Origin of the sequence: Algoriphagus yeomjeoni (genome assembly GCF_049821175.1) — a bacterium.
Taxonomy (GTDB): Bacteria; Bacteroidota; Bacteroidia; order Cytophagales; family Cyclobacteriaceae; genus Algoriphagus; species Algoriphagus yeomjeoni_A.
The window spans coordinates 2512085-2531885 of the sequence record NZ_CP187512.1; the positions used below are offsets into that span (position 1 = coordinate 2512085).

The 19801-nt window shown below is 40.0% G+C and carries 19 protein-coding genes; 9 read left to right on the forward strand and 10 right to left on the reverse strand.

The features are described 5' to 3' along the window. Positions 1–45 precede the first annotated feature (45 nt). From ACPUEN_RS09925 to ACPUEN_RS09935, 3 genes are all read left to right on the forward strand, one after another. Positions 46–399, forward strand: coding sequence for a DUF805 domain-containing protein (locus tag ACPUEN_RS09925; RefSeq protein ID WP_425635735.1), 354 nt, complete (start codon positions 46–48; stop codon positions 397–399). Positions 400–566: 167 nt separating this feature from the next. Next, positions 567–2576 (forward strand): alpha amylase C-terminal domain-containing protein, encoded by a 2010-nt coding sequence (locus ACPUEN_RS09930; RefSeq protein WP_425640177.1) that lies wholly within the window; start codon positions 567–569, stop codon positions 2574–2576. After that, complete coding sequence (locus tag ACPUEN_RS09935; RefSeq protein ID WP_425635736.1) at positions 2573–3193, forward strand: YdeI/OmpD-associated family protein; 621 nt, start codon at positions 2573–2575, stop codon at positions 3191–3193. The genes ACPUEN_RS09930 and ACPUEN_RS09935 overlap by 4 nt, the downstream gene beginning before the upstream one ends. A 15-nt stretch (positions 3194–3208) precedes the next feature. On the opposite strand, the gene ACPUEN_RS09940 is transcribed toward ACPUEN_RS09935, so the two are convergent. From ACPUEN_RS09940 to lpxK, 8 genes are all read right to left on the reverse strand, one after another. Beyond that, positions 3209–4897 (reverse strand): GMC oxidoreductase, encoded by a 1689-nt coding sequence (locus ACPUEN_RS09940; RefSeq protein ID WP_425635737.1) that lies wholly within the window; start codon positions 4895–4897, stop codon positions 3209–3211. A 261-nt stretch (positions 4898–5158) separates the two neighbouring features. Further along, positions 5159–5506 (reverse strand): hypothetical protein, encoded by a 348-nt coding sequence (locus ACPUEN_RS09945; protein ID WP_425635738.1) that lies wholly within the window; start codon positions 5504–5506, stop codon positions 5159–5161. A 196-nt stretch (positions 5507–5702) separates the two neighbouring features. Then, the gene (locus tag ACPUEN_RS09950) at positions 5703–6899 is read right to left on the reverse strand and encodes an AI-2E family transporter (protein ID WP_425635739.1); all 1197 of its coding nucleotides are present in this window, start codon (positions 6897–6899) and stop codon (positions 5703–5705) included. Positions 6900–6962: 63 nt separating this feature from the next. Then, a complete protein-coding gene (locus ACPUEN_RS09955) occupies positions 6963–7211 on the reverse strand; it encodes a DUF7218 family protein (protein WP_111612243.1) in 249 nt (82 codons plus the stop codon). A gap of 329 nt (positions 7212–7540) precedes the next feature. Continuing rightward, positions 7541–8785, reverse strand: a complete 1245-nt coding sequence (locus ACPUEN_RS09960; RefSeq protein ID WP_425635740.1) for an ABC transporter permease — start codon at positions 8783–8785, stop codon at positions 7541–7543. 106 nt (positions 8786–8891) lie between these two features. Further along, on the reverse strand, positions 8892–9503 hold the full coding sequence (locus ACPUEN_RS09965; protein ID WP_425640179.1) for a tRNA-(ms[2]io[6]A)-hydroxylase: 612 nt from the start codon (positions 9501–9503) through the stop codon (positions 8892–8894). Between the two features lie 2 nt (positions 9504–9505). Further along, positions 9506–11464: a putative porin gene (locus tag ACPUEN_RS09970; protein WP_425635741.1), complete on the reverse strand. Its 1959-nt coding sequence runs from the start codon at positions 11462–11464 to the stop codon at positions 9506–9508. Beyond that, entirely contained in the window at positions 11465–12520 is a 1056-nt protein-coding gene (lpxK, locus tag ACPUEN_RS09975) for a tetraacyldisaccharide 4'-kinase (RefSeq protein WP_425635742.1), read from the reverse strand. It abuts the gene before it with no gap. A gap of 39 nt (positions 12521–12559) precedes the next feature. Here lpxK and ACPUEN_RS09980 point away from each other — a divergent pair, with 39 nt between their 5' ends. The 3 genes from ACPUEN_RS09980 (at position 12560) to ACPUEN_RS09990 (ending at position 14974) form a co-directional block, all read left to right on the forward strand. Further along, on the forward strand, positions 12560–13660 hold the full coding sequence (locus ACPUEN_RS09980; protein WP_425635743.1) for a Nif3-like dinuclear metal center hexameric protein: 1101 nt from the start codon (positions 12560–12562) through the stop codon (positions 13658–13660). 3 nt (positions 13661–13663) lie between these two features. Further along, a complete protein-coding gene (locus ACPUEN_RS09985; RefSeq protein WP_425635744.1) occupies positions 13664–14449 on the forward strand; it encodes a zinc ribbon domain-containing protein in 786 nt (261 codons plus the stop codon). A 111-nt stretch (positions 14450–14560) separates the two neighbouring features. Continuing rightward, positions 14561–14974 (forward strand): hypothetical protein, encoded by a 414-nt coding sequence (locus tag ACPUEN_RS09990; RefSeq protein ID WP_111612248.1) that lies wholly within the window; start codon positions 14561–14563, stop codon positions 14972–14974. Here the strand turns inward: ACPUEN_RS09990 and ACPUEN_RS09995 are convergent. After that, positions 14961–15581 (reverse strand): histidine phosphatase family protein, encoded by a 621-nt coding sequence (locus tag ACPUEN_RS09995; protein ID WP_425635745.1) that lies wholly within the window; start codon positions 15579–15581, stop codon positions 14961–14963. The genes ACPUEN_RS09990 and ACPUEN_RS09995 overlap by 14 nt on opposite strands. Before the next feature lie 52 nt (positions 15582–15633). Between ACPUEN_RS09995 and ACPUEN_RS10000 the strand changes: the two genes are divergently transcribed. The 3 genes from ACPUEN_RS10000 to menD are packed head-to-tail and all read left to right on the forward strand — an operon-like array spanning position 15634 to position 18955. Next, positions 15634–16056: a hotdog fold thioesterase gene (locus ACPUEN_RS10000; protein ID WP_425635746.1), complete on the forward strand. Its 423-nt coding sequence runs from the start codon at positions 15634–15636 to the stop codon at positions 16054–16056. After that, entirely contained in the window at positions 16056–17273 is a 1218-nt protein-coding gene (locus tag ACPUEN_RS10005) for a chorismate-binding protein (protein ID WP_425635747.1), read from the forward strand. Before ACPUEN_RS10000 ends, ACPUEN_RS10005 begins: the two co-directional genes overlap by 1 nt. After that, positions 17270–18955 (forward strand): 2-succinyl-5-enolpyruvyl-6-hydroxy-3-cyclohexene-1-carboxylic-acid synthase, encoded by a 1686-nt coding sequence (gene menD, locus ACPUEN_RS10010; RefSeq protein ID WP_425635748.1) that lies wholly within the window; start codon positions 17270–17272, stop codon positions 18953–18955. Before ACPUEN_RS10005 ends, menD begins: the two co-directional genes overlap by 4 nt. Here menD and ACPUEN_RS10015 read toward each other — a convergent pair. Next, the gene (locus tag ACPUEN_RS10015) at positions 18933–19733 is read right to left on the reverse strand and encodes a helix-turn-helix domain-containing protein (protein ID WP_425635749.1); all 801 of its coding nucleotides are present in this window, start codon (positions 19731–19733) and stop codon (positions 18933–18935) included. The two genes, menD and ACPUEN_RS10015, sit on opposite strands and share 23 nt — an antisense overlap. Between the last annotated feature and the right edge of the window lie 68 nt (positions 19734–19801).

Below are 19801 nucleotides of genomic sequence, written 5' to 3' on the forward strand. Positions count from 1 at the left end.
ATTCTTAACTCCTAAACAACTTTTTCTGAAGCTCGTTAGTTTAGTATGAACTCCTTATTTAAACCAGACGGAAGAATCACCAGAAGACTGTATTTGGTGATGTTTATCATTTTCTATTTTATTAATATCCTGTGCCTAATGATCATTTGGGACAGTTTCCAATCCGAGTCATGGGCTGTTTTCTATGGAGCCGGTGTAGCACTGATTGCATCAATAGCGGTATTGTTAATTCAAGCAATCAAAAGACTACATGATATAGGATTGGATTGGAAGTATGCTTTTTACTTATTAATTCCACCCCCAATAAATTTTATTGGCTTTATTTGGCTAGCAGCAAAAAAAGGGCAAGATGGGCCAAATGAATATGGTCCAGACCCGAGGAAAACAGATATTGTGTAAATGACAAATGAGATAAACTTCTTTTCTCAGCAATTCAAAGCGGTACAGAAAGTAATATTTCTATACCGCTTTTGCTTTTTTAGATGAAAGAATCGAAAGGGAATCCTAAATCTGATGCGCAATTACTCCCACATTTTTCTAAATTCAAATCAGCAAAAATAATAGCAGTGGAAGATTCACATAAAATCGCCTTAGTTAGAGAAGAACCTTGGCTTACGCAATACGAACCGCAAATTCAGCGGAGATTTGATCGATATAAGGACGCAATCCGAGAAATCAATGACTTCAGTGGGAATATTCTTGAATATGCCTCAGTGCACAAATTTTACGGGATACATTTCGAAGCATGGAGGAAAGGATGGGTATACCGAGAGTGGGCTCCTGCTGCCAGACAACTTTATTTTTTCGGCGATTTCAATGATTGGGACCGAGCTTCCCATCCCATGAAAAAAAGTGGTCGTGGAGATTGGGAGATTTTCCTTCCCTATGAACAGTACAAGGATTTATTCACACATAAAAGCAAAGTTAAAGTTCATGTCATCGCTGAAAATGGTGCCTTAGACAGGATCCCCGCCTATATACGACGTGTAATTCAGGACGAAATAACTCATGATGTGGCTGGCCAGCTTTGGTTTGCAGAGGATTTCAACTGGACTGATACTTCTTTTACTACTAAAAACAGTCTTCAACAGCCTTTGATCTACGAATGCCATGTTGGAATGGCTCAGGAGAAATTAGGAGTAGGGACTTACCAAGAATTTGAGGAATTTACCCTTCCTAGAATCAAAGCTGCTGGCTACAATACCATTCAGTTAATGGCAATAATGGAGCACCCTTACTATGGATCCTTTGGCTATCATGTCTCTAACTTTTTTGCTCCCACTTCCAGGTTTGGTACGCCTGAGGAGCTCAAGTCCCTGGTAAATAAGGCCCACGAAATGGGGATTGCAGTTGTGATGGATATCGTGCATTCACATGCGATCAAAAATGTCAATGAAGGATTGAATGAATTTGACGGGAGTGATCATCAGTATTTTCATCCCGGAGACAAAGGCTACCACGAAGCCTGGGATTCCAAAGTATTTGATTACGCCAAACGGGAAGTGCAGCAGTTTTTACTTTCGAACATCCGCTACTGGCTAGAGGAATTCCATTTTGATGGGTTTCGATTCGATGGGGTAACCTCAATTATGTATCATCACCATGGATTATTCATGGACTTTGATTCCGTAGATCTATATTTCGATGCTAATGTAGATGAGGACGCGATTCTTTATTTGCAGCTAGCAAATACTTTGATTCATAGTCTAAATCCTCAGAATATTTCCATTGCGGAAGATATGAGTGGAATGCCTGGACTAGCCCGTCCGATTGCTGATGGAGGAATTGGATTTGATTTCCGAATGGCTATGGGAGTTCCTGATTTTTGGATTAAGACGCTGAAGCACAAGCAAGACGAGGAATGGGATATGTTTGAGCTTTGGCACCAACTGACCAATCGTCCTTCTGCAGAACGATCCATTGGCTACGCTGAAAGTCACGACCAAGCCCTTGTCGGAGACCAAACACTTGCCTTCAGATTGATGAAGGAAGATATGTATTTCTCCATGTCTCAACTTCAGCAAAACTTAGTGGTTGATCGAGGGATTGCCCTGCACAAACTCATACGACTAATTACACTTACGCTAGGTGGGGAAGGATATTTGAATTTCATAGGAAATGAGTTTGGACATCCGGACTGGGTTGATTTTCCACGAGAAGGGAATAACTGGAGCCATCAGCACGCACGAAGACAATGGTCCCTGGTGGACGATCCATTATTGCGATATGGGCAGCTTGACGCTTGGGATAAGTCCATCATTAAGCTCGCTACTGACTATCAGCTTCTAGCCTCAGCCCCCGCTGTTCAACTCTACCTAGACCCAGACAAAAAGATTTTAGCCTATGAAAGAGCTGGTTTGATATTCGTGTTCTCTTTCCATCCTACCGAATCTTTTTTTGGTTTGCCTATTCATGTGAAAAATGCAGGTACTTACAAGATTCTACTCAATTCAGATGAAAAAGAGTTCGCCGGTTTCCAGCGTCTGGATCAAAATATAAACTACCCAACTGACAAGTACGATAGTCTACAACTCTATGTACCAAATAGAACGGTGGTTGTATTAGAGAAAATATGAACACCTCCGCGGAAGCATACTTTTCAGAAGGCTGTGGTCGTTGTCAATTAGGTGGCACTCCACAGTGTAAAGTCCATAGTTGGACTGAAGAACTGTCCCTTCTAAGAAAATTAATTCTTGACTCTGGTCTGAATGAGGAAGCGAAATGGGGAGTTCCTACGTATACCTTTCAGAAAAAAAACGTGCTCATCTTGGCAGCTTTTAATGAGTATTGCTCAATTAGTTTTTTCAAAGGCGCACTGCTAAGTGATGAACACAAAATCCTTGTAAAACCGGGAGAGAACACGCAGGCGGGACGATTGATTAAGTTTACGGATGTAAAAAAAATCAAAGAGCTAAAGTCTGTTATAAAAGCATACATTTTTGAAGCAATAGAAATAGAAAAAGAAGGATTAGTGGTTGAGTTCAAAAAAAATCCTGAGCCTATTCCAGAAGAGTTGAAAACAAAGCTTGAGAATGATCCTGCATTCAAATCAGCTTTTGAAGCACTGACTCCCGGGAGACAGCGAGGTTATATCTTATATTTCTCAGCACCTAAGCAATCCAATACCCGAGAATCTAGAATAGAAAAGTTTGCACCAAAGATTCTCGCAGGAATAGGATTGAACGATCGCTAAAATCGTGAGAGATAGTTAAGAAATATTACCCTTTTTCATCTCTTTCACTGCATAATCGACAGCTCTGGCAGTCAAAGCCATGTAGGTGATCGATGGATTTTGAGTTCCGGTAGAAGTCATGCAAGCTCCATCGGTAACAAAAACATTTGGAGCCAAATGCATCTGATTAAAGCCATTGAGCAAGGAAGTCTCAGGATCTCTACCCATTCTTACACCACCCATTTCATGAATATCCAAGCCAGGAGATTGCTTGCTATCGCCTCTACGAATATTTATGCACCCAGCTTTGGTAAGCATCTCCTCCCCCTGCTCATAAAAGTCCGTTAGGATTTTCTCATCATTTTCATCGTAGTCTACACTAATCTGAAGCAAAGGAATCCCCCATTCGTCTTTTTGATCCGGGCTAAGAGTTACGTGATTTGACTCTTTAGGGATGGTTTCTCCTTGCATCATCATGTAAACCGACCAAGGTCCGGGAGTTGAGTTTGCTTCCTTAAAATCTTGACCAAAAGGAACATCAGCATATCCAAAACCTGCCCTTCCAGCTGTATAAAAAGTCATATATCCCCGCATGAAGTCCATTTCCTGCTTTTTGACATTTCTAAAATTGGGCATCATCACTGCGGTTGGTCTTCTACCAAAATAATATTCGTCCATGAAACCCTCGTAATTGGCATTGATTGATCCACGGTAATTATGAAAAGCAACGTATTTCCCTAAGATTCCAGAGTCATTTCCCAGACCATTTGGAAAGCGCTTTGAGATACTATTCAGCAAAATCAAATTAGTATTAAGCGCAGAAGCATTTAGAAAAATAACATCTGCAAAATATTCTAACGATTCCTTTGTAGTTCGATCGACGATTCGCACTCCAGTGACCTTACCTTTTTGATCATCGTAAATAAGTGAATGAACCACCGAATCCGGTCGAACCGTCAAATTTCCAGTCTTTGCGGCAGTTGGCAAAGTAGATGAATTCGAACTAAAATACCCTCCAAAAGGACATCCTCTGTAGCATTGATTTCTGGCCATACATTGGCCACGACCTTGGGCGAGATGGACGTCCTTGGGTTCGGTGAGATGCGCGCACCGACCTATGATTACATCTCGGTCATTGTATGAAGCTTTAATACGTTTCTGGATTTCCTTTTCCACACAGTTCATTTCCCATGCTTTCAAAAACTCTCCATCTGGCAAAGTGTCCAACCCCTCATAACTTCCGCTTATCCCAACAAATCTCTCCACATAACTGTACCAAGGTGCTACATCTTCATACCGAATCGGCCAATCCACCGCAAAGCCATCCCGACCTGGTCCTTCGAAATCATATTTACTCCACCGCTGAGTTTGACGTGCCCAAATCAGGGACTTTCCACCAACTTGATACCCTCTTACCCAGTCAAATGGCTTATCCTGTATGTAAGGATGCTCAGAATCTTTTACAAAAAAATGCGCTGTATCCTCTTTATAAGCATAGCAGCGATTGACCACAGGATTCTCTAATTTATCGGCTAGAGGAATTCTATTGCGATGAGGCATCTCCCAAGGTGCAGCAGTCATGGTCGGATAATCTTTCAGATGTTTCACATCCCTACCCCGCTCCAAGACTAAGGTTTTCAGACCTTTTTCACAAAGCTCCTTCGCCGCCCATCCCCCACTGATACCTGAACCTACCACTATTGCATCAAACTGATTTGATTTCATCTATGTGTAAAATTTGCGTCAAAAGGCCGCTAAGCCTGTTTCGAAATTCATTTCAAGATTGAAATCTATCGAATTCCACAGAGACTTTAACTAAAAACTTTACGAAGTTCCCTTTAAAGATAAAAGACCAAAAAATATATTTGAGAATGTAAATTGTCTAGCACGATTATCCCCCACCGATGGAGGAATAGATTTAGACAATCATCTTAAAAAATAAGTGAAGTGGGTCGAGTCTATGATTAGATGAAATACATCTCAGGCTTAGCTCCTATTTTTATCTTTATCAACATTGCTGTACAAATTATTCTCCTCATCCTCTGAGCCAATTCTCTCCTGAGCATCGTCCAATTCACTTCCGGGAACATCTAGGTCATCTCCTGTAAAGTCAACTTTTTTCTTTCGCTCAATCAGTTGCTCATCAGCGCCACCATCGTCACTTAAATTAGCATCTTTTGGCCCTAAAGCTTCCAAGTCCTCTTTTGTGATTTTAGCATCTTCCACAAGTTCTTTATTAGTTTTATTTTTAGAGTTTTGATCTTTTTCTGGATTGTTCATAATATCATCGTTTATGTTCACCTTTTTTAAAAGCAACATAGATGCCTTGCTCATAAGAAAGATGATTTTTTTCAACAACCAGCTTTTGAAGGCTTATATCAAAGCTTGAACCCATAGTCGTAATGGGAAAAACAAATAAGTCAACTTATTTGCTGTGAAGAAAAATACCCATTGTGAGTCATTTAGGCTCCTTCAAAACTGGGAAAAACCTAAATCAATCTATCATGTGGCCATGAAAAGATCATGACTATCACTTTTTAGCAATCTTATTCCAAAGTTTTTCACCCCATTTATTGAGAAAGTTTTGCTCGTTTTTCTCCGCGATATCTTCATCGCCAAGAGCATAGCCCCAGGAATTCAGCATTGGGGTAGCATCAAAAATTATCTTAGCGATTCCAGCGAAGGGAATACTCAATATCATTCCTACAATGCCCCAAATGGAGCCTCCAAGAATCACAACAATAATGGTAACTAGTGGATTGATCTCCACTTTGCTACCTACCACATAGGGCTCTAGAATATAGCTTTCTATAAACTGAGCTATTGCAAATGTCACCGAAACCCCAACAAACCCCCACAGATCAGCACCTGAAATCACACTCATAATCATGGCTAACACAAATCCAATTATGTTTCCAATAAATGGGATTAGTGAGAGCAAGGCAGCTATAACACTAATTAATAAAGCATTTTCAATTCCTGAGATGGATAATCCTATGCTATAAATGATGGCTAAAAAAACAATTAAGATGAATCTTCCAACCACAAAGTCCAAAGCCAATTCAATGGAATTTCCCATCACCTTTTTTGCTTCTTCCTGATTTTCTTTATCAATAAACTTTAGAATACTGCGCTTCACTTTATTCCTATAGAGCAAAAAGAAAAAAAGATAGATTAATGTTAGTGCAGCACTGCCTAGAAACGAGAAGAGATTTTTAACAATAACACCTATTTCCTTCGCAGCTTGTGTTACGATTTTACCTTGAGATGAAGCGTTTGAAGATTTTTGTGATGAGGAATTTGTTGCATCTAATGAATCCTCAGCCTCAGTCCGACCTGAATCTACAGAAGGAAAAAGCATTTCAACCTGCTGTTTTAGATTTATACCGGTCTTTTCATTTAAACTGACTTGGATGTCTTCAACTTTAGGCCGAAGTTGATTTTTAATCTCTGGCCAACGCCCAGAAATATTTGATATCTGGGCAGAAATAATGACAAAAAAAGAAATAAAAACTGCAAAACTAGATAAAACACTTATTAGCGCTGAGATCCCTCTGGATAAACCCCAAGATTCAAATTTCCGGCAAATAGGAATACAAATCAAAGTCAAAAGTAGTGCAATTGAAATCGGCTTAAAAAATCCAGCAGCCTCAATGATTCCCAATATCAAAAAGTAGGTTCCTATAATTAGGAATGTTAAAATCTGCAGGACTTTATTGGAATTCATAGGTGATTTGTTCTAAATCGAATGTATTCTTTAATCTAAAAAGATTCGAAATGAAATGCTAGATCATGAGTTTCGCAGGGCTGAGATCAATTCCTTTTTACTCATCTTGCTTCTTCCTTCAATCCCAATTTCTTGAGCTTTGGCATATAGGTCACTCTTTGTCCTATCCTCATATTTTTCAGCTTTGCCACCTTTTTTACCCGAATTGGGGTCGTTTGCTATTCTGGCAGCCTTGCTTTTACTCATTCCTTCTTCTCGTAGAGCTTCGTATTGTTCATCATTTTTGATGCTTGGACCATGGTTCTTAGTCATTTTACCTTGAGTTTATGGTTAGATACTATGGATTTTAGGTATTCAGCAACTCAATTTTTAGCTTTACCAAATGACCGTAAATCAACATTCTACTCTAAGTAGTACATAAAAAATGCCGAAATGCCACTTCCCAAAATCAGTATTTAAACAAGTAGATTACATAAGCATAGTTTTTTTTTAAAAAGATTAGTTTTAAAAGCCAGTCTTTTTAGTAAAACATGCCATATTCTTTCACCTCAATGAGGTCTACTTTAATACAGACTATTTACCAAAAAAGGTCCTTCAATTCGATAATTGAGGGACCTTTCTACATCTATTAGAGGTATTTTCTATTCGTACCTCAACGATTCTATAGGGTCTAATTTGGAAGCTTTGAATGCTGGAAAATATCCAGACATCAATCCTACAACTATACAAATCACGAAGGCTACCATCATCCACAACCAAGGAATTAAAAATCCTCCTACTCCAATAACCAAGGCAATAATATTTCCGATAGCTATCCCCAACAGAACTCCCATGGCTCCGCCTAAGATACAGATCATGATTGCTTCCAAGAGAAATTGTTGTCTGATTCTTAGTGGAGTGGCTCCGAGTGCTTTTCGAATGCCGATCTCCCTTGTCCGCTCCGTTACGGACACGAGCATGATATTCATCAATCCTATAGATGCTCCAAGTAAAGTAATAAACCCAATCCCAAATCCGCCCATTCTCAAATAGCCTGCAACCTCCTCCAAACTTTCTGCAACTGACTCACTTTTTGCCAATTCAAAAGAATTATCCTGAGTTACTCGATCTTGTCGGATCTCTCTCATCATCCCGATAGCCTGTCCCATTTCATAGTCAATTCGTTCTGGACCAGAGGCTACGCCAGTAACGTTGTAGTTGAAATTCCCTCGTTGATCAAGACGACTAGCATTTTCAATCGGGATAAGGATTTGCCTATCTGCACCTTGATCTGGACCAACTCCTCCTTGTTTTTCAAGTACACCAACTATGGTATAAGGTCTACCTAGAAAAGTTATTTTTTGATTAAGCGGATCTTCATTTTCTTCGAAAAGGGTAGATTTCAGTTCCTTGCCTATAATGCAAATATTGTATCCATTCTGTGCCTCCAAGCTGGTGAAATTCCTGCCATCCTCTAACTTCATCGCCTTAATACTCAAATAATTCTCATCACCCCCGCGAATTCGGACATTTGGGTTAGTAGTTTTAGAACCTCTCTTGACTTCAGCTGATCCACTCACAGATACAAACACGCTGGAAATACCTATTTCATTATATTTCTCTTTGAAGCTCATCACTTCTCGATAGGTGAGGTTTGGATATCTTTTCTCTATTTTACCGTCTTGTATCGCCCTTCCTCCACTGAATCCTTTATTTCTAACATCGAATGAGTTAGCTCCAAGACCAGAGAAGCTTTCAGCGATTTGAGCCTTAATTCCATCAATGGCAGTTAGCATACCCACCAAAGATGAAATGCCGATTGCAATGATAGCTCCTGTGAGTACAGTTCGTAATAAATTTACTTTTATGGATCGTACAGCTTCTCGTACGTTTTCGATCAGATTCATAGTATGTTCGTAATAGAACGGATTTTTATGGCAATTGCGACTCGATAAGTCAATAATAATTAAATACGGGGGAAATGACTATTTGACTAGAAAATTTAAGAGTTACTCAATGAATCCGGTCGCCACGTACCTCAAGATTTTTGATCACATCTGCCTCGAAATCAAGCCATTCATTCCATCGTTTGTTCACCTTTTCTGGGGCATCATATTTTCTGGCCAACTCGATGAATGTGACATAATGTCCCGCCTCAGATACCATCAATTCATAGTAAAATTTCTTTAATTCTGGGTCTGTCAGGTTATTAGAGAGCAGCTTAAATCGTTCACAACTCCTTGCTTCAATTAAGGCGTTCATCAATAATTGTTCAGTAAGCTGCTGTATTCTACTTCCGCCTTTTTTGACAAAATCGGTAAGCTGAACTACGTATTCGTCTTTTCTAGGAAATCCAAACTTCAATCCTCTAGATCGGATTTGCTCCAAAACGCGCTCAAAATGCCCCCATTCTTCAGCGACGATTGGAGTTAACGTGTCAACCAATTCATCTAAATCATTAAATCTCAATATCAAACTGATGCAGGAAGAAGCCGCTTTTTGCTCACAGTAAGCATGGTCGGTGAGCACATCCTGCAAATTCATTTCTGCTATGCCAACCCATCTAGGATCAGTCGGTAGTTTCAAATTCAGCATTTTCTGTCTTGTGCTTTCTTCCCAACTCATCATCAATCGAACAAATACCAAGTGATTCCTAGGTCAATAAAAGACTTATATCCAGTGTAATCTGGTGTAACAAAATATCCTTCATTCTCCATCAATCCACTATTCAAATGATTGTATTTCAACAAAACCCGGGTACGATTGATTCGGAAATCAAGGAAAATATCGGCAATGGGATAAGCATAAACATTGAAGTCATTCTGCAGATAAAATTGCTGGGTAGAAGGATTATATGCCTCTGCGTAATAATCCGAATGGTATCGTATATCAAGCCCAAGCTGGACATAAACATTCTCATTAAACATGGGGCTGTCGAAATAGAATTTAGTATTTGCATAGAGCTGAGGAATCCTAAAATTATCACTGGACTCACCTGAGATCTGGGTGAAAATAACTTCAGTATCCCATTGGAATTTCTGACCAACTCTAATGCTGGACTTCAGCCCTGGGATCAACATAAAAGCTTCTCCGCTAGCCTGCTCCGCTTCCCTGCCTTGATTGAAGAAAACGTAATTATTTACTCGATTGATCGTGAGTGAGGGCCTAAGTTTGATCTTATTAAAATCCAATTTGAACACACCCCTGACTTGATCTACACCTATGTTGTTGAAATCATTATCCCATTGATAGTGATTTCCATAATACATCTGCTGCATTGCGGTAGGCTTGTAAACAGCCTTGGTGTAATCCACTTCGAGCCATGGCGAAATAAACAGACCATGAAGTCTAAAAGCACCTGGAATCAAGTATTCTCCATCCGCACTGATAGACCACTTCTCTGATATCTTTCCAATCAGCTCCCCACCAATATAAACTTCATTGAAGTTGTTTTTATCAGGATAAAAAGTGCTTTCCATTCTACCTGCCCTGAATTTTCCGTGAGCATTATAATAAAAGCCCTTGAAACTACCCTTAAAACCTACTTCATTACCCCATTCCTTGAAGTCGCTATAATTCCTTGTGGTGACTTCTTGAGTACTATCTTTCTGTGCATTTAATCTTTCGCTTGGGTAAAAAAATGAATCACTTCCAGTTAATGCTGCAGTTAAGGTAAAGTCCTTATTTTTCTGATCGAAAATGTGATAAATCTGCAATTCATCACGAACACTGTATTCATGATAGAATCTATATTCTTGACGCAGATCACTCGCTTGGGTGTTGCTAAGCCATACTTTCGCATCTTCATAAGTGAAATACACCGAGGTGCTATCCTCCTCTGGAGGAATGATGCCCCCGATCTCATTCACTTTATGGAGCATTCTGGAAAAATTACCTAGAAACCAATATTTCCCATTTTCTGACCGGTAATTGGTATGCAAAGAATAAGAGTTCTGTACCACCATATTATCGTCACGGGCATTGGGATTCAGCGTCTTTCTAGCACGAATGGTATGAAAATTAAACCCTACGTTCCACCTTGGGTTGATATTTCTGGCAAAAGCTAGATCAAGCATATTCCGTTGACCACCTCCAAAAAAAGCAGACATCTCCGTAAAAGGTGATTTCGTATCGAAATACTTATTGTCTTCTGGGGCGTGATAATATAAATCGTAAACCGAAAACCCAGACCTAGTTCCTATAACATCCGGAATCTCATAGAAAATCGGCTTGGCTGCACTTCCAATATTTCCCAGATCCTGATACTTCCAGTTACTTTTAGCAACGGGATCATAATTATGAAAATTATTCAAGGCAGTATCCAGAGGATATAGGATCAGGTTGTTTCTCTTGATATCTTTTTCAAAAAAGTACAAACTGGTCGTAGGTCCATAAACCATCCTGGTGCTATCATCCAGCAATGATCTCCTACCTTCAGTCTCCTCCTCTTCAACAGGAAGGACTCGTTCTTCACTTCTCTGCTGATTTGGGTTTTTCCGTGTCGGAGGGGCAATCACCTGCGCAAAAGTGGAGGTTAGACTCCCTACAATTAAGAAAAATATGAAACCGAGTATCCGTATATTCACTTAGCTTTTGCCTTTTTTGAAGACTTTTTGTTGGATTAGTTGGACCAAAGTAAGCTCGTCATCAGCTGAAAAACTCATTTCTATGGGTAGCACAAAAATCGGAATTTCTTCCAGAAATCCTTTGGGTGCACTAGATTTAACTTTCACGGCATCTTTTTCAGTCGTAAGTACAACGGGATTTTGGGATTCCAGTTGCTTAAACATGGCTTGAATTTTATCAAAATCAGCTTGAGAATAATCATGGTGATCAGGATATCGCATCACTTCCAACAACTCATATTTCTCCCTCACAAATTCTACAAGCGGCCGATCATTTGCCAAACCAGTTAGCAAGATGATTTTCTGGAAAAAAGGCGATGGATTACATAATGGTTTAGGTTCACCGTATGAAATAGAGCAAAAAAGTACTGGAGTTTCCTGTCTTTTGTAAGGTGAAACAGAACCTATCAACCTTCTCTTATCAGACTCTGAAAGCTCTTCTGGACTTTTTGTGACGATAATAACATCTGCTCTTTTTGCACCTGACCTGCTCTCTCTCAATCGTCCCATGGGCAAAAGATAATCAGAGAAAAAAGGCTGCTGATAGGTAGTCAAAAGAATAGTCAAATCCCCTTTCACATAGCGATGTTGATAGGCATCATCTAAAATCACCAATTCTGGAACCTTGGTTTCTGAAGCTATTTTCTCAAGTGCTTTAACTCGATCTTCCCCAACAAAAACCGAGATATTATTGCCAAACTTTTGATAAATCTGAAAGGGCTCATCGCCAATATCCTGAGGAGTAATTTGTTCGCCAGCCTTAAGAAATCCTTTTGTCTCTCGACCATACCCCCTACTCAAAGTTGCTACTTTACCCTGATCCTGAAGCTTTCTGATCAGGTATTCTACCATAGGAGTTTTACCAGTCCCACCTACACTCAAATTCCCAACTACTACAGTTGGCATTGGGGCAGGAACACTTTTTAGCCAGCCCATATCGAAAAACCAATTTCGAAGTCGAGTGACTAGGTCGTATAATAAAGCAAAAGGATAAAGCAAAAAAGCGTACCAGCGCATTCCAGAATTACTATTTTTGATCAAATAAACAGAAAAAATATGGGATACAAGATTAGCGATGTGATTTCCTACTTAGAGCAAATCGCCCCTCCATCCTATCAGGAGTCATACGATAATGCCACCTTGATCACCGGTGACAGAAGCGCAGAAGTAACTGGAATTGTTTGTTCCCTCGACTGCATAGAAGCCACAGTAGAAGAAGCCCTAGAGCTGGGAGCTAATTTAATTGTGGCTCATCATCCGATTGTTTTCAAAGGACTAAAAAGTCTAACCGGTAAAAATTATGTAGAGCGTACGATCATCAAAGCAATAAAAAACGACATAGCGATCTATGCTATCCACACCAACTTGGACCATGTTTCTTACGGAGTAAATAAGCGGATTTCCGATCGATTAGGTCTTTTCGAAACCAAGATTTTACAGCCAAAAAAGCAATTGCTGAGCAAACTTGTCTTTTTCGTGCCAGAGCCAGGAAAAGAAAAGGTACTTCAAACTGTATATGCAGCAGGGGCGGGCAAAATAGGTGAGTATTCGGATTGCTCCTTTCAAGTCAAAGGTACCGGGACTTTTACGCCTTCGGCTAAAGCGAACCCTACCTTAGGTGAACGTGAAAAAGCCCAAGAAGAGGCTGAAATCAGGGTAGAAGTACTGGTTTCGAATCACCTTCTCCCAAAAGTCCTAGGTAAAATGCGCCAAGCTCATCCTTATGAGGAAGTTGCTTACTATGTCCAAAGTCTTGAAAATGAAAATCAAGAAGTAGGAGCTGGAATGATTGGAATCCTTCCAAATGAGATGAATGGAGAGGAATTTTTAGATTATTTGAAAGCCAAAATGAATTTGACAGTAATAAAACATACAAGTTTAATCCCCCGAAAAATCAAAAAAGTAGCAGTTTGCGGAGGCGCTGGAATTTTCCTATTGAATGATGCAAAAAGAGCTGGCGCAGATGTTTTTATCACCGCTGACGTGAAGTACCACGAGTTTTTTGATGCTGACGGAGCGTTAATTCTTTGTGACATCGGACATTATGAGAGCGAAATTTTCACAAAAGAATTACTCAGGGAGTTTTTGTCACAAAATTTTCCTAATATTGCACTCTATTTGACAAAAGTAGTTACAAATCCCACATCCTACCGATAGTACATGGAAAGTACAGTAGCACAGAAACTCGAAGCTATTCACAACCTTCAACTTTTAGATTCAAAACTAGATGCCATCATTAAAGTCCGCGGAGCTCTTCCAGAAGAGGTTCAGGATCTTGAAGATGAAATTGCTGGTTATGAAACTCGATTGGAGAAATTTCAAAGTGAAATAGATTCTTTTGAAAACGAAATAAAGGCGCTTAAAGAAAGCATCAAGGAATCTGAGAAACTGATCAAAAAGTATCAGGAGCAGCAGATGAATGTTCGCAATAACCGCGAGTATGATGCAATCACTAAAGAGCTTGAACTTCAAGATCTAGAGATTCAGGTAGCTAAGAAAAAAATCACTGAGGCTGGTTATAGAATTGACACCAAGAAAGTTGACTTGGAGGAATTAAGCGCAGTGAAGAAGGACCGTCAGAAAGATTTGGATCAGAAAAACAGCGAATTGACTTCGATTGTATCTGAAAGCGAATCTGAAGAAGCAAAACTTAAAAACGATCGTGAAAAAGCAACTAAAAAAGTTGATGAGCGACTTATAAAATCTTATACCAAAATCAGAGCTAACGCAAAGAATGGTCTTGCAGTAGTATTGGTAAAAAGAGGAGCTTGCGGCGGATGTTTCAATACAGTTCCTCCACAAAGACAGGCTGATATCCGCGAGAAGAAAAAACTGATCGTTTGTGAGCATTGCGGTAGAATCCTTGCAGGTGTGGAAGATGAGATCGTAGAGGAAGTAGCACCAAAGAAAAAAAGAGCAACTAAGTCAACTAAAGCAAAAGCTTAAGTCCAGACCTTAAAAAATATAAGTTCAAAGAAACCCCTAGCTAATAACTTGGGGTTTCTTTTTGATCTACTTTTTTGTTTTCCTCGTAGATAATTTTCTATATTGTCAACTATGAAAAGTCTTGGAATTCTAACAATCACCTTATTTCTCTCCCTTTCAGTATTTGCGAAAGAGACCGAACCCAAAACTTTTTTGGTCCTATTCAAATCAAAAGAATTAAAATCTCTGAACACCTCTCTAAAGGATATTCAGTCTCAATTTTCTTCCGATTTCAAAACGAAAACCTATTCGGGCAATTCGGAACTAGCACTAATAATTGACATTCCAGAGTGTGAATTTGATGTATGTTTTCTCGGACAGTTTCTGGTCTCGCTACAAAAAGACAGAGAAATAAAGCTTCAGGATATTGCCTTCAGGTTGATCGATATGACCGCTAACAAAAAGTCATTGAACACCTACTTATCTGCCTTCGAAGAAAGTCAGAAAAAGGAAAAAAACGATAAACGAAATGCTACAGCTCCTTAAGGTGCTCAGTATCGTTTCTTTTCAGTAATTCAAACGTCCCATCTACTTTTTGTTCGATCAAATACAGACACAGATTTTTGTGCTCAAACATGTCCATGTGACACAAATCCTGCTTCATTATCAAGCTTAAGAAAATCCGCATCGCACGTCCATGCATACAGACTAAAATTGTCTCACCCGGCCCGGCAATGATCGCATCAATTCCTCTTTGCATGCGCTTTGCTACAATATTGGGGCTTTCCCCTCCTGCAATGCAATAATCAAGATTGCCTTTTTGCCATTGGTCCAGCATGTGTTGATAATACTTACTTTCTTCAGGTGACATAGGAAGTCCTTCGTAATCACCCCAAGAAATCTCATTCAAATCTGTAGTAGAAATAGCCGGGATACCTAAGTTTAAAAAAGATTGAATAGACTGCTTTGTTCGCTGTAGTCCGGTATAATATGCCTGATCAAACGGGATATCTTTGTAAGCTTCAAAAAAAGCCGCTGCCTGCCTTCTGCCATTCTCATTGATGGGAGCATCAATTCCACTTCCCTGCACTACACCTTTGAGATTATAATCAGTTTGACCGTGCCTAACTAAGTAAATTTTTTTTCGATTCAAGATTCTTTATTTTTGTCGTCACCCCAAAGAAAACTCATTTACATTAAAATTCATGGTATTCTCCCAAAAGCCTTCATTGAATCAAATCAACCAGAATGGAAAAAACACGATGACGGATCATTTGGGTATAGTATTTACTGAAGTTGGTGATGATTACTTGAGCGCTACAATGCCTGTGGATGAAAGAACAAAACAACCCATAGGCTTGTTACATGGAGGCGCCAACGTAGTGCTCGCCGAAACTCTTGGAAGTGTGGCAGCTTCACTTACCATTGATTTACAAAAACAAATTTGTGTAGGGCTGGAAATAAACGCAAATCACCTAAAAGGCGTTAGGTCTGGATTAGTCACCGGAATAACCAAACCTATTCACATTGGAAAAAGCACACAAATCTGGGAGATTAAAATTACAAATGAGCAAGGTCAGCTTTGTTGCATCAGCAGGATCACAATGGCGATTTTAGACAAAAAGTAATGCATACTAACGTAGCTACAAATCATACAAAATCAGAAATACTTCAACTTTTACTTCAGTTGGGGTTGACTTCTAGCGGTTCTTTTGCCATTTGGCGAAAACCAAAATCAAATACGGTTGAAATCGTCTTAAATGACACATCTGCGCCTGTTAAGGTGGGTTTAGCGTTAGAAAATCTGGAGCCAGGGTTTATTGTACATCCATTTGCCGACCAAGCGGACCAAAAAGCCTACTTCATAAAGGCCAACAAATATTTTTCCTTTGACCTTGAAAAACCACTTTCTACAGAGGATCTTCCTGAATGGGCTAAAATCCAACTGAAAAATCAAGAAAGGCTTTCCCCTAATGAAATCAGAGAATTGCTGATCAATCAAACCTTGGTTAGTAAAGTAAAGACTTCAAAACTGAGCGAAAATAAAGAACACTTCACCCAACTGGTAAAAGAAGGAATTAAGGCAATTCAGGAAAATAAACTTGAAAAAGTAGTTCCTGCGCGAACCAAAACTATAACTATTCCACCAAATTTCAACCTGGGTTGCACCTTGCTTAGCTTGATGGAAGCCTATCCAAATGCCTTCATAAACTTCTTTCACCTACCTCATGTAGGCACTTGGATAGGCGCTTCGCCTGAAACATTGATCGAGACAAAAGGAAATATTTTCTGTACCATGTCCCTTGCAGGCACACAAAAAGCTACTGGAGACAACCCTCTAAAATCAGTTGCTTGGACACAAAAGGAAATTGAGGAACAAGCTTTAGTAAGTCGATACATCGTCTCCTGCTTCAAAAAAATCAGACTGCGTGAGTACGAAGAGCACGGCCCAAAGACAGTTCTGGCAGGGAATCTTCTCCATCTACGATCAGATTTTAGAATTGACATGCAGGAAACTGGATTCCCTGAGCTTGGATCCATCATGCTAGGCCTGCTCCATCCTACTTCCGCAGTTTGCGGTATGCCTAGATCCGAAGCTCACAATTTCCTCCAAGAGTTTGAAGGATTTGACCGCTCCTTTTACGCTGGATTTTTAGGCCCTGTAAATATTCAAGGAGAAACTTCTATTTATGTCAACCTGAGAACTGCCAGTCTTCATGACAACGAAGCTACGCTGTATGCAGGTGCGGGAGTCACCGAAGATTCTGATCCTGAAAAAGAATGGGAAGAAACTGAACTCAAGTGTCAAATCATCGGTAAATTCATCCAAAATCCAAGCGCTTGATTCTTTCCCAGATTACAGAATTAGTGGCCATTTGTGCCAAAAAAGGCATCGAAAACGCAATTCTTTCGCCTGGTTCGAGATGTGCTCCGTTGACTATTGCCTTTGCTAGGCATCCGGATATCCATGCCAGGACCATCTCTGACGAGCGCTCTGCGGCTTTTATAGCCTTAGGCATGGCTCAGCAATTGGAAGAACCTGTTGCTTTGGTCTGTACTAGTGGCTCGGCAGCACTTAACTATTTCCCCGCTGTAGCTGAAGCATTTTTTCAGCAGATTCCTTTGTTGATTCTGACTGCAGATCGACCTGCAGAGTGGATCGATCAATACGATGGACAGACGATTTTCCAGCCTGGAGTGTACGGAAAGCATGTAAAAGGAAGCTTTCAGTTGCCTGATACAGTCAGCAATCCAGATATACTTTGGCACTCATCCAGGATCGTAAATGAAGCGGTTAATCTTGCAAAGCAATTTCCTGCTGGGCCAGTTCATATCAATATTCCACTGAGAGAACCTTTCTATCCTGCTAAAGACGAAAAAATAGTTTTTCCTGAGAAACCGCATGTTTTCAATTCAGTGAAAAGTAGAACCCAGCCTACCGATGAATCTCTCATTAAGCTCAAAAGCAGACTAGAGATTGTGCAAAGAGTATTGATCATTCCTGGGCAACAACGACCTGAACCTCAATTACAAAACTTGCTTGATCAGCTTGCTATCAAGCAAAAAGTAGTAATCGTCACTGACACTATCAGCAATTTGCAGTCCGATCAAACAATTTCATTCCACGATCATTGGCTGGGAAATGAAGCATTTTCGGAAGGTTTAAAGCCGGACTTGATTATCAGCTTTGGTAAATCAATCATTTCCAAATCACTCAAACTTTTCTTAAGAAAAACTCAAGCATCGCATTGGCATGTTCAGGAGGACGGAAATGCAAAAGACACCTTCCAGAGACTGACGAGGAAAATTGCCGCTTCTCCGGCTTTCTTCCTGCACTGGCTCAGCCAGAATCTTGGAGCCCAAAATAATGAGTTTTATCAGGCTTGGCATTGGTTAGAAAAATCCACTGGCCAGAAAATCCTGCAAACCTTAGGAAAACAAGCTTTTGGGGAATATCCAGCTTTGGCTTACTGCTTGAGTAAAACTCCCACCCCTTCAAAAATCCATGTAGCCAATAGCATGGCCGTTCGTTATTTGAATTTGTTGGGAAAAAGAAGTCAAGAAATCGTTTGTAACCGCGGAACGAGTGGCATCGATGGGTCTAATAGCACTGCCGTCGGTTGTACTTTTACCACCAAGGATATCGTTACCTTAGTTACTGGAGACATGGCTTTCTTCTATGATCGCAACGCCTTTTGGCATAATTACGCGATGCCGAATCTTCGGATTATTCTGCTCAACAACCACGCAGGCGGGATTTTTCGACTGATCGACGGACCAAAAAACCAACCTGAGTTGGAAGAATATTTTGAAACAAAACAAAAACTTACTGCACAGCATCTGGCTACTGAGTTTGGCTTTTTCTATTCCAAAGTGGTGAATCAGGAAGAACTGGAATCATCGCTACAAGACTTTTTTGAAGATTCTCTTCACCCAAAGATTCTTGAAATCGAGACCTCAAGTCCTGAAAACGCAGAGATTTTGAAATCGGTAAAAGAAAGAATCAAGCTGTCACTTGAGAACTAAAAGTAGAATCGGGAGAACTGGTCCCCCCGATTTTTTGAATCCAATAAATCATCAAACCAATTTGCCCCAATTCTGCCAAAGTCAAAGGAATCAAGGCTAAAAGTGCGCCTATTCCCGAAAACAATAACACCCCTGCAACTAAAGTTAAGGCTCCAATCACCATAGGGATGGAAGAAAATCTATTTTTGTAGCCTAAAAATCCAATCCCAATAAATGCATACGCAAAGCCGAATGAACTGATTTTGACAAAATAATAATCACTAATTTCAAAAGCGAGCGATATCATGGCTACCATATCTGTCACATACCAAATCACAGTGAAGGAAAGCATGGTCAATAAAGCATATTTCAATAGCTCATTTTTATAAAAAGCCACTAGCCTGATCCAGCCATAAATAAATATGGAATATCCGATAAAACTGGCACTTTTTGCCAGAATAAAACCAATCATTTTAAAGGAGTATTCTCCAGCAACATATTCAGCCTCCATGCTGATTTCGAAGATCGAAGCGAAGAAATAGACGATGCCCGCAGCAAACCCCAAGTATAAAACCCAAGGAGCTTTAGCAGGCTGAGTTACTAATTGCTCCGGTATGCCTTGAAAACCCAACGCTTCAAATAATGCCTTGATCGTGTAACTCCTCGGAGTCACTTCTCCTGATTCTATGCGCTGTATGGTCCGCACATTCAGGTTGCAGAGTTCGACCAACTCTTCCTGAGTCAATCCTTTTGCCTTTCTCATTTCAGAGATCCGCTTGCCAAGTTCTGGTTGTTTCATAATATGTATGTTTTGATTTACCATGGCAATTTCTCTGATTGGATTGTGACTTAAGGCGTAATAGGCTC

Coding starts and splice junctions, on each gene's coding strand:
- ACPUEN_RS09925 (WP_425635735.1), top strand. CDS start 46: ATGAACTCCTTATTTAAACCAGACGGAAGAATCACCAGAAGACTGTAT.
- ACPUEN_RS09935 (WP_425635736.1), top strand. CDS start 2,573: ATGAACACCTCCGCGGAAGCATACTTTTCAGAAGGCTGTGGTCGTTGT.
- ACPUEN_RS09940 (WP_425635737.1), bottom strand. CDS start 4,897: ATGAAATCAAATCAGTTTGATGCAATAGTGGTAGGTTCAGGTATCAGT.
- ACPUEN_RS09945 (WP_425635738.1), bottom strand. CDS start 5,506: ATGAGCAAGGCATCTATGTTGCTTTTAAAAAAGGTGAACATAAACGAT.
- ACPUEN_RS09950 (WP_425635739.1), bottom strand. CDS start 6,899: ATGAATTCCAATAAAGTCCTGCAGATTTTAACATTCCTAATTATAGGA.
- ACPUEN_RS09955 (WP_111612243.1), bottom strand. CDS start 7,211: ATGACTAAGAACCATGGTCCAAGCATCAAAAATGATGAACAATACGAA.
- ACPUEN_RS09960 (WP_425635740.1), bottom strand. CDS start 8,785: ATGAATCTGATCGAAAACGTACGAGAAGCTGTACGATCCATAAAAGTA.
- ACPUEN_RS09965 (WP_425640179.1), bottom strand. CDS start 9,503: ATGAGTTGGGAAGAAAGCACAAGACAGAAAATGCTGAATTTGAAACTA.
- lpxK (WP_425635742.1), bottom strand. CDS start 12,520: ATGCGCTGGTACGCTTTTTTGCTTTATCCTTTTGCTTTATTATACGAC.
- ACPUEN_RS09980 (WP_425635743.1), top strand. CDS start 12,560: ATGGGATACAAGATTAGCGATGTGATTTCCTACTTAGAGCAAATCGCC.
- ACPUEN_RS09985 (WP_425635744.1), top strand. CDS start 13,664: ATGGAAAGTACAGTAGCACAGAAACTCGAAGCTATTCACAACCTTCAA.
- ACPUEN_RS09990 (WP_111612248.1), top strand. CDS start 14,561: ATGAAAAGTCTTGGAATTCTAACAATCACCTTATTTCTCTCCCTTTCA.
- ACPUEN_RS10000 (WP_425635746.1), top strand. CDS start 15,634: ATGGTATTCTCCCAAAAGCCTTCATTGAATCAAATCAACCAGAATGGA.
- ACPUEN_RS10005 (WP_425635747.1), top strand. CDS start 16,056: ATGCATACTAACGTAGCTACAAATCATACAAAATCAGAAATACTTCAA.
- ACPUEN_RS10015 (WP_425635749.1), bottom strand. CDS start 19,733: ATGAAACAACCAGAACTTGGCAAGCGGATCTCTGAAATGAGAAAGGCA.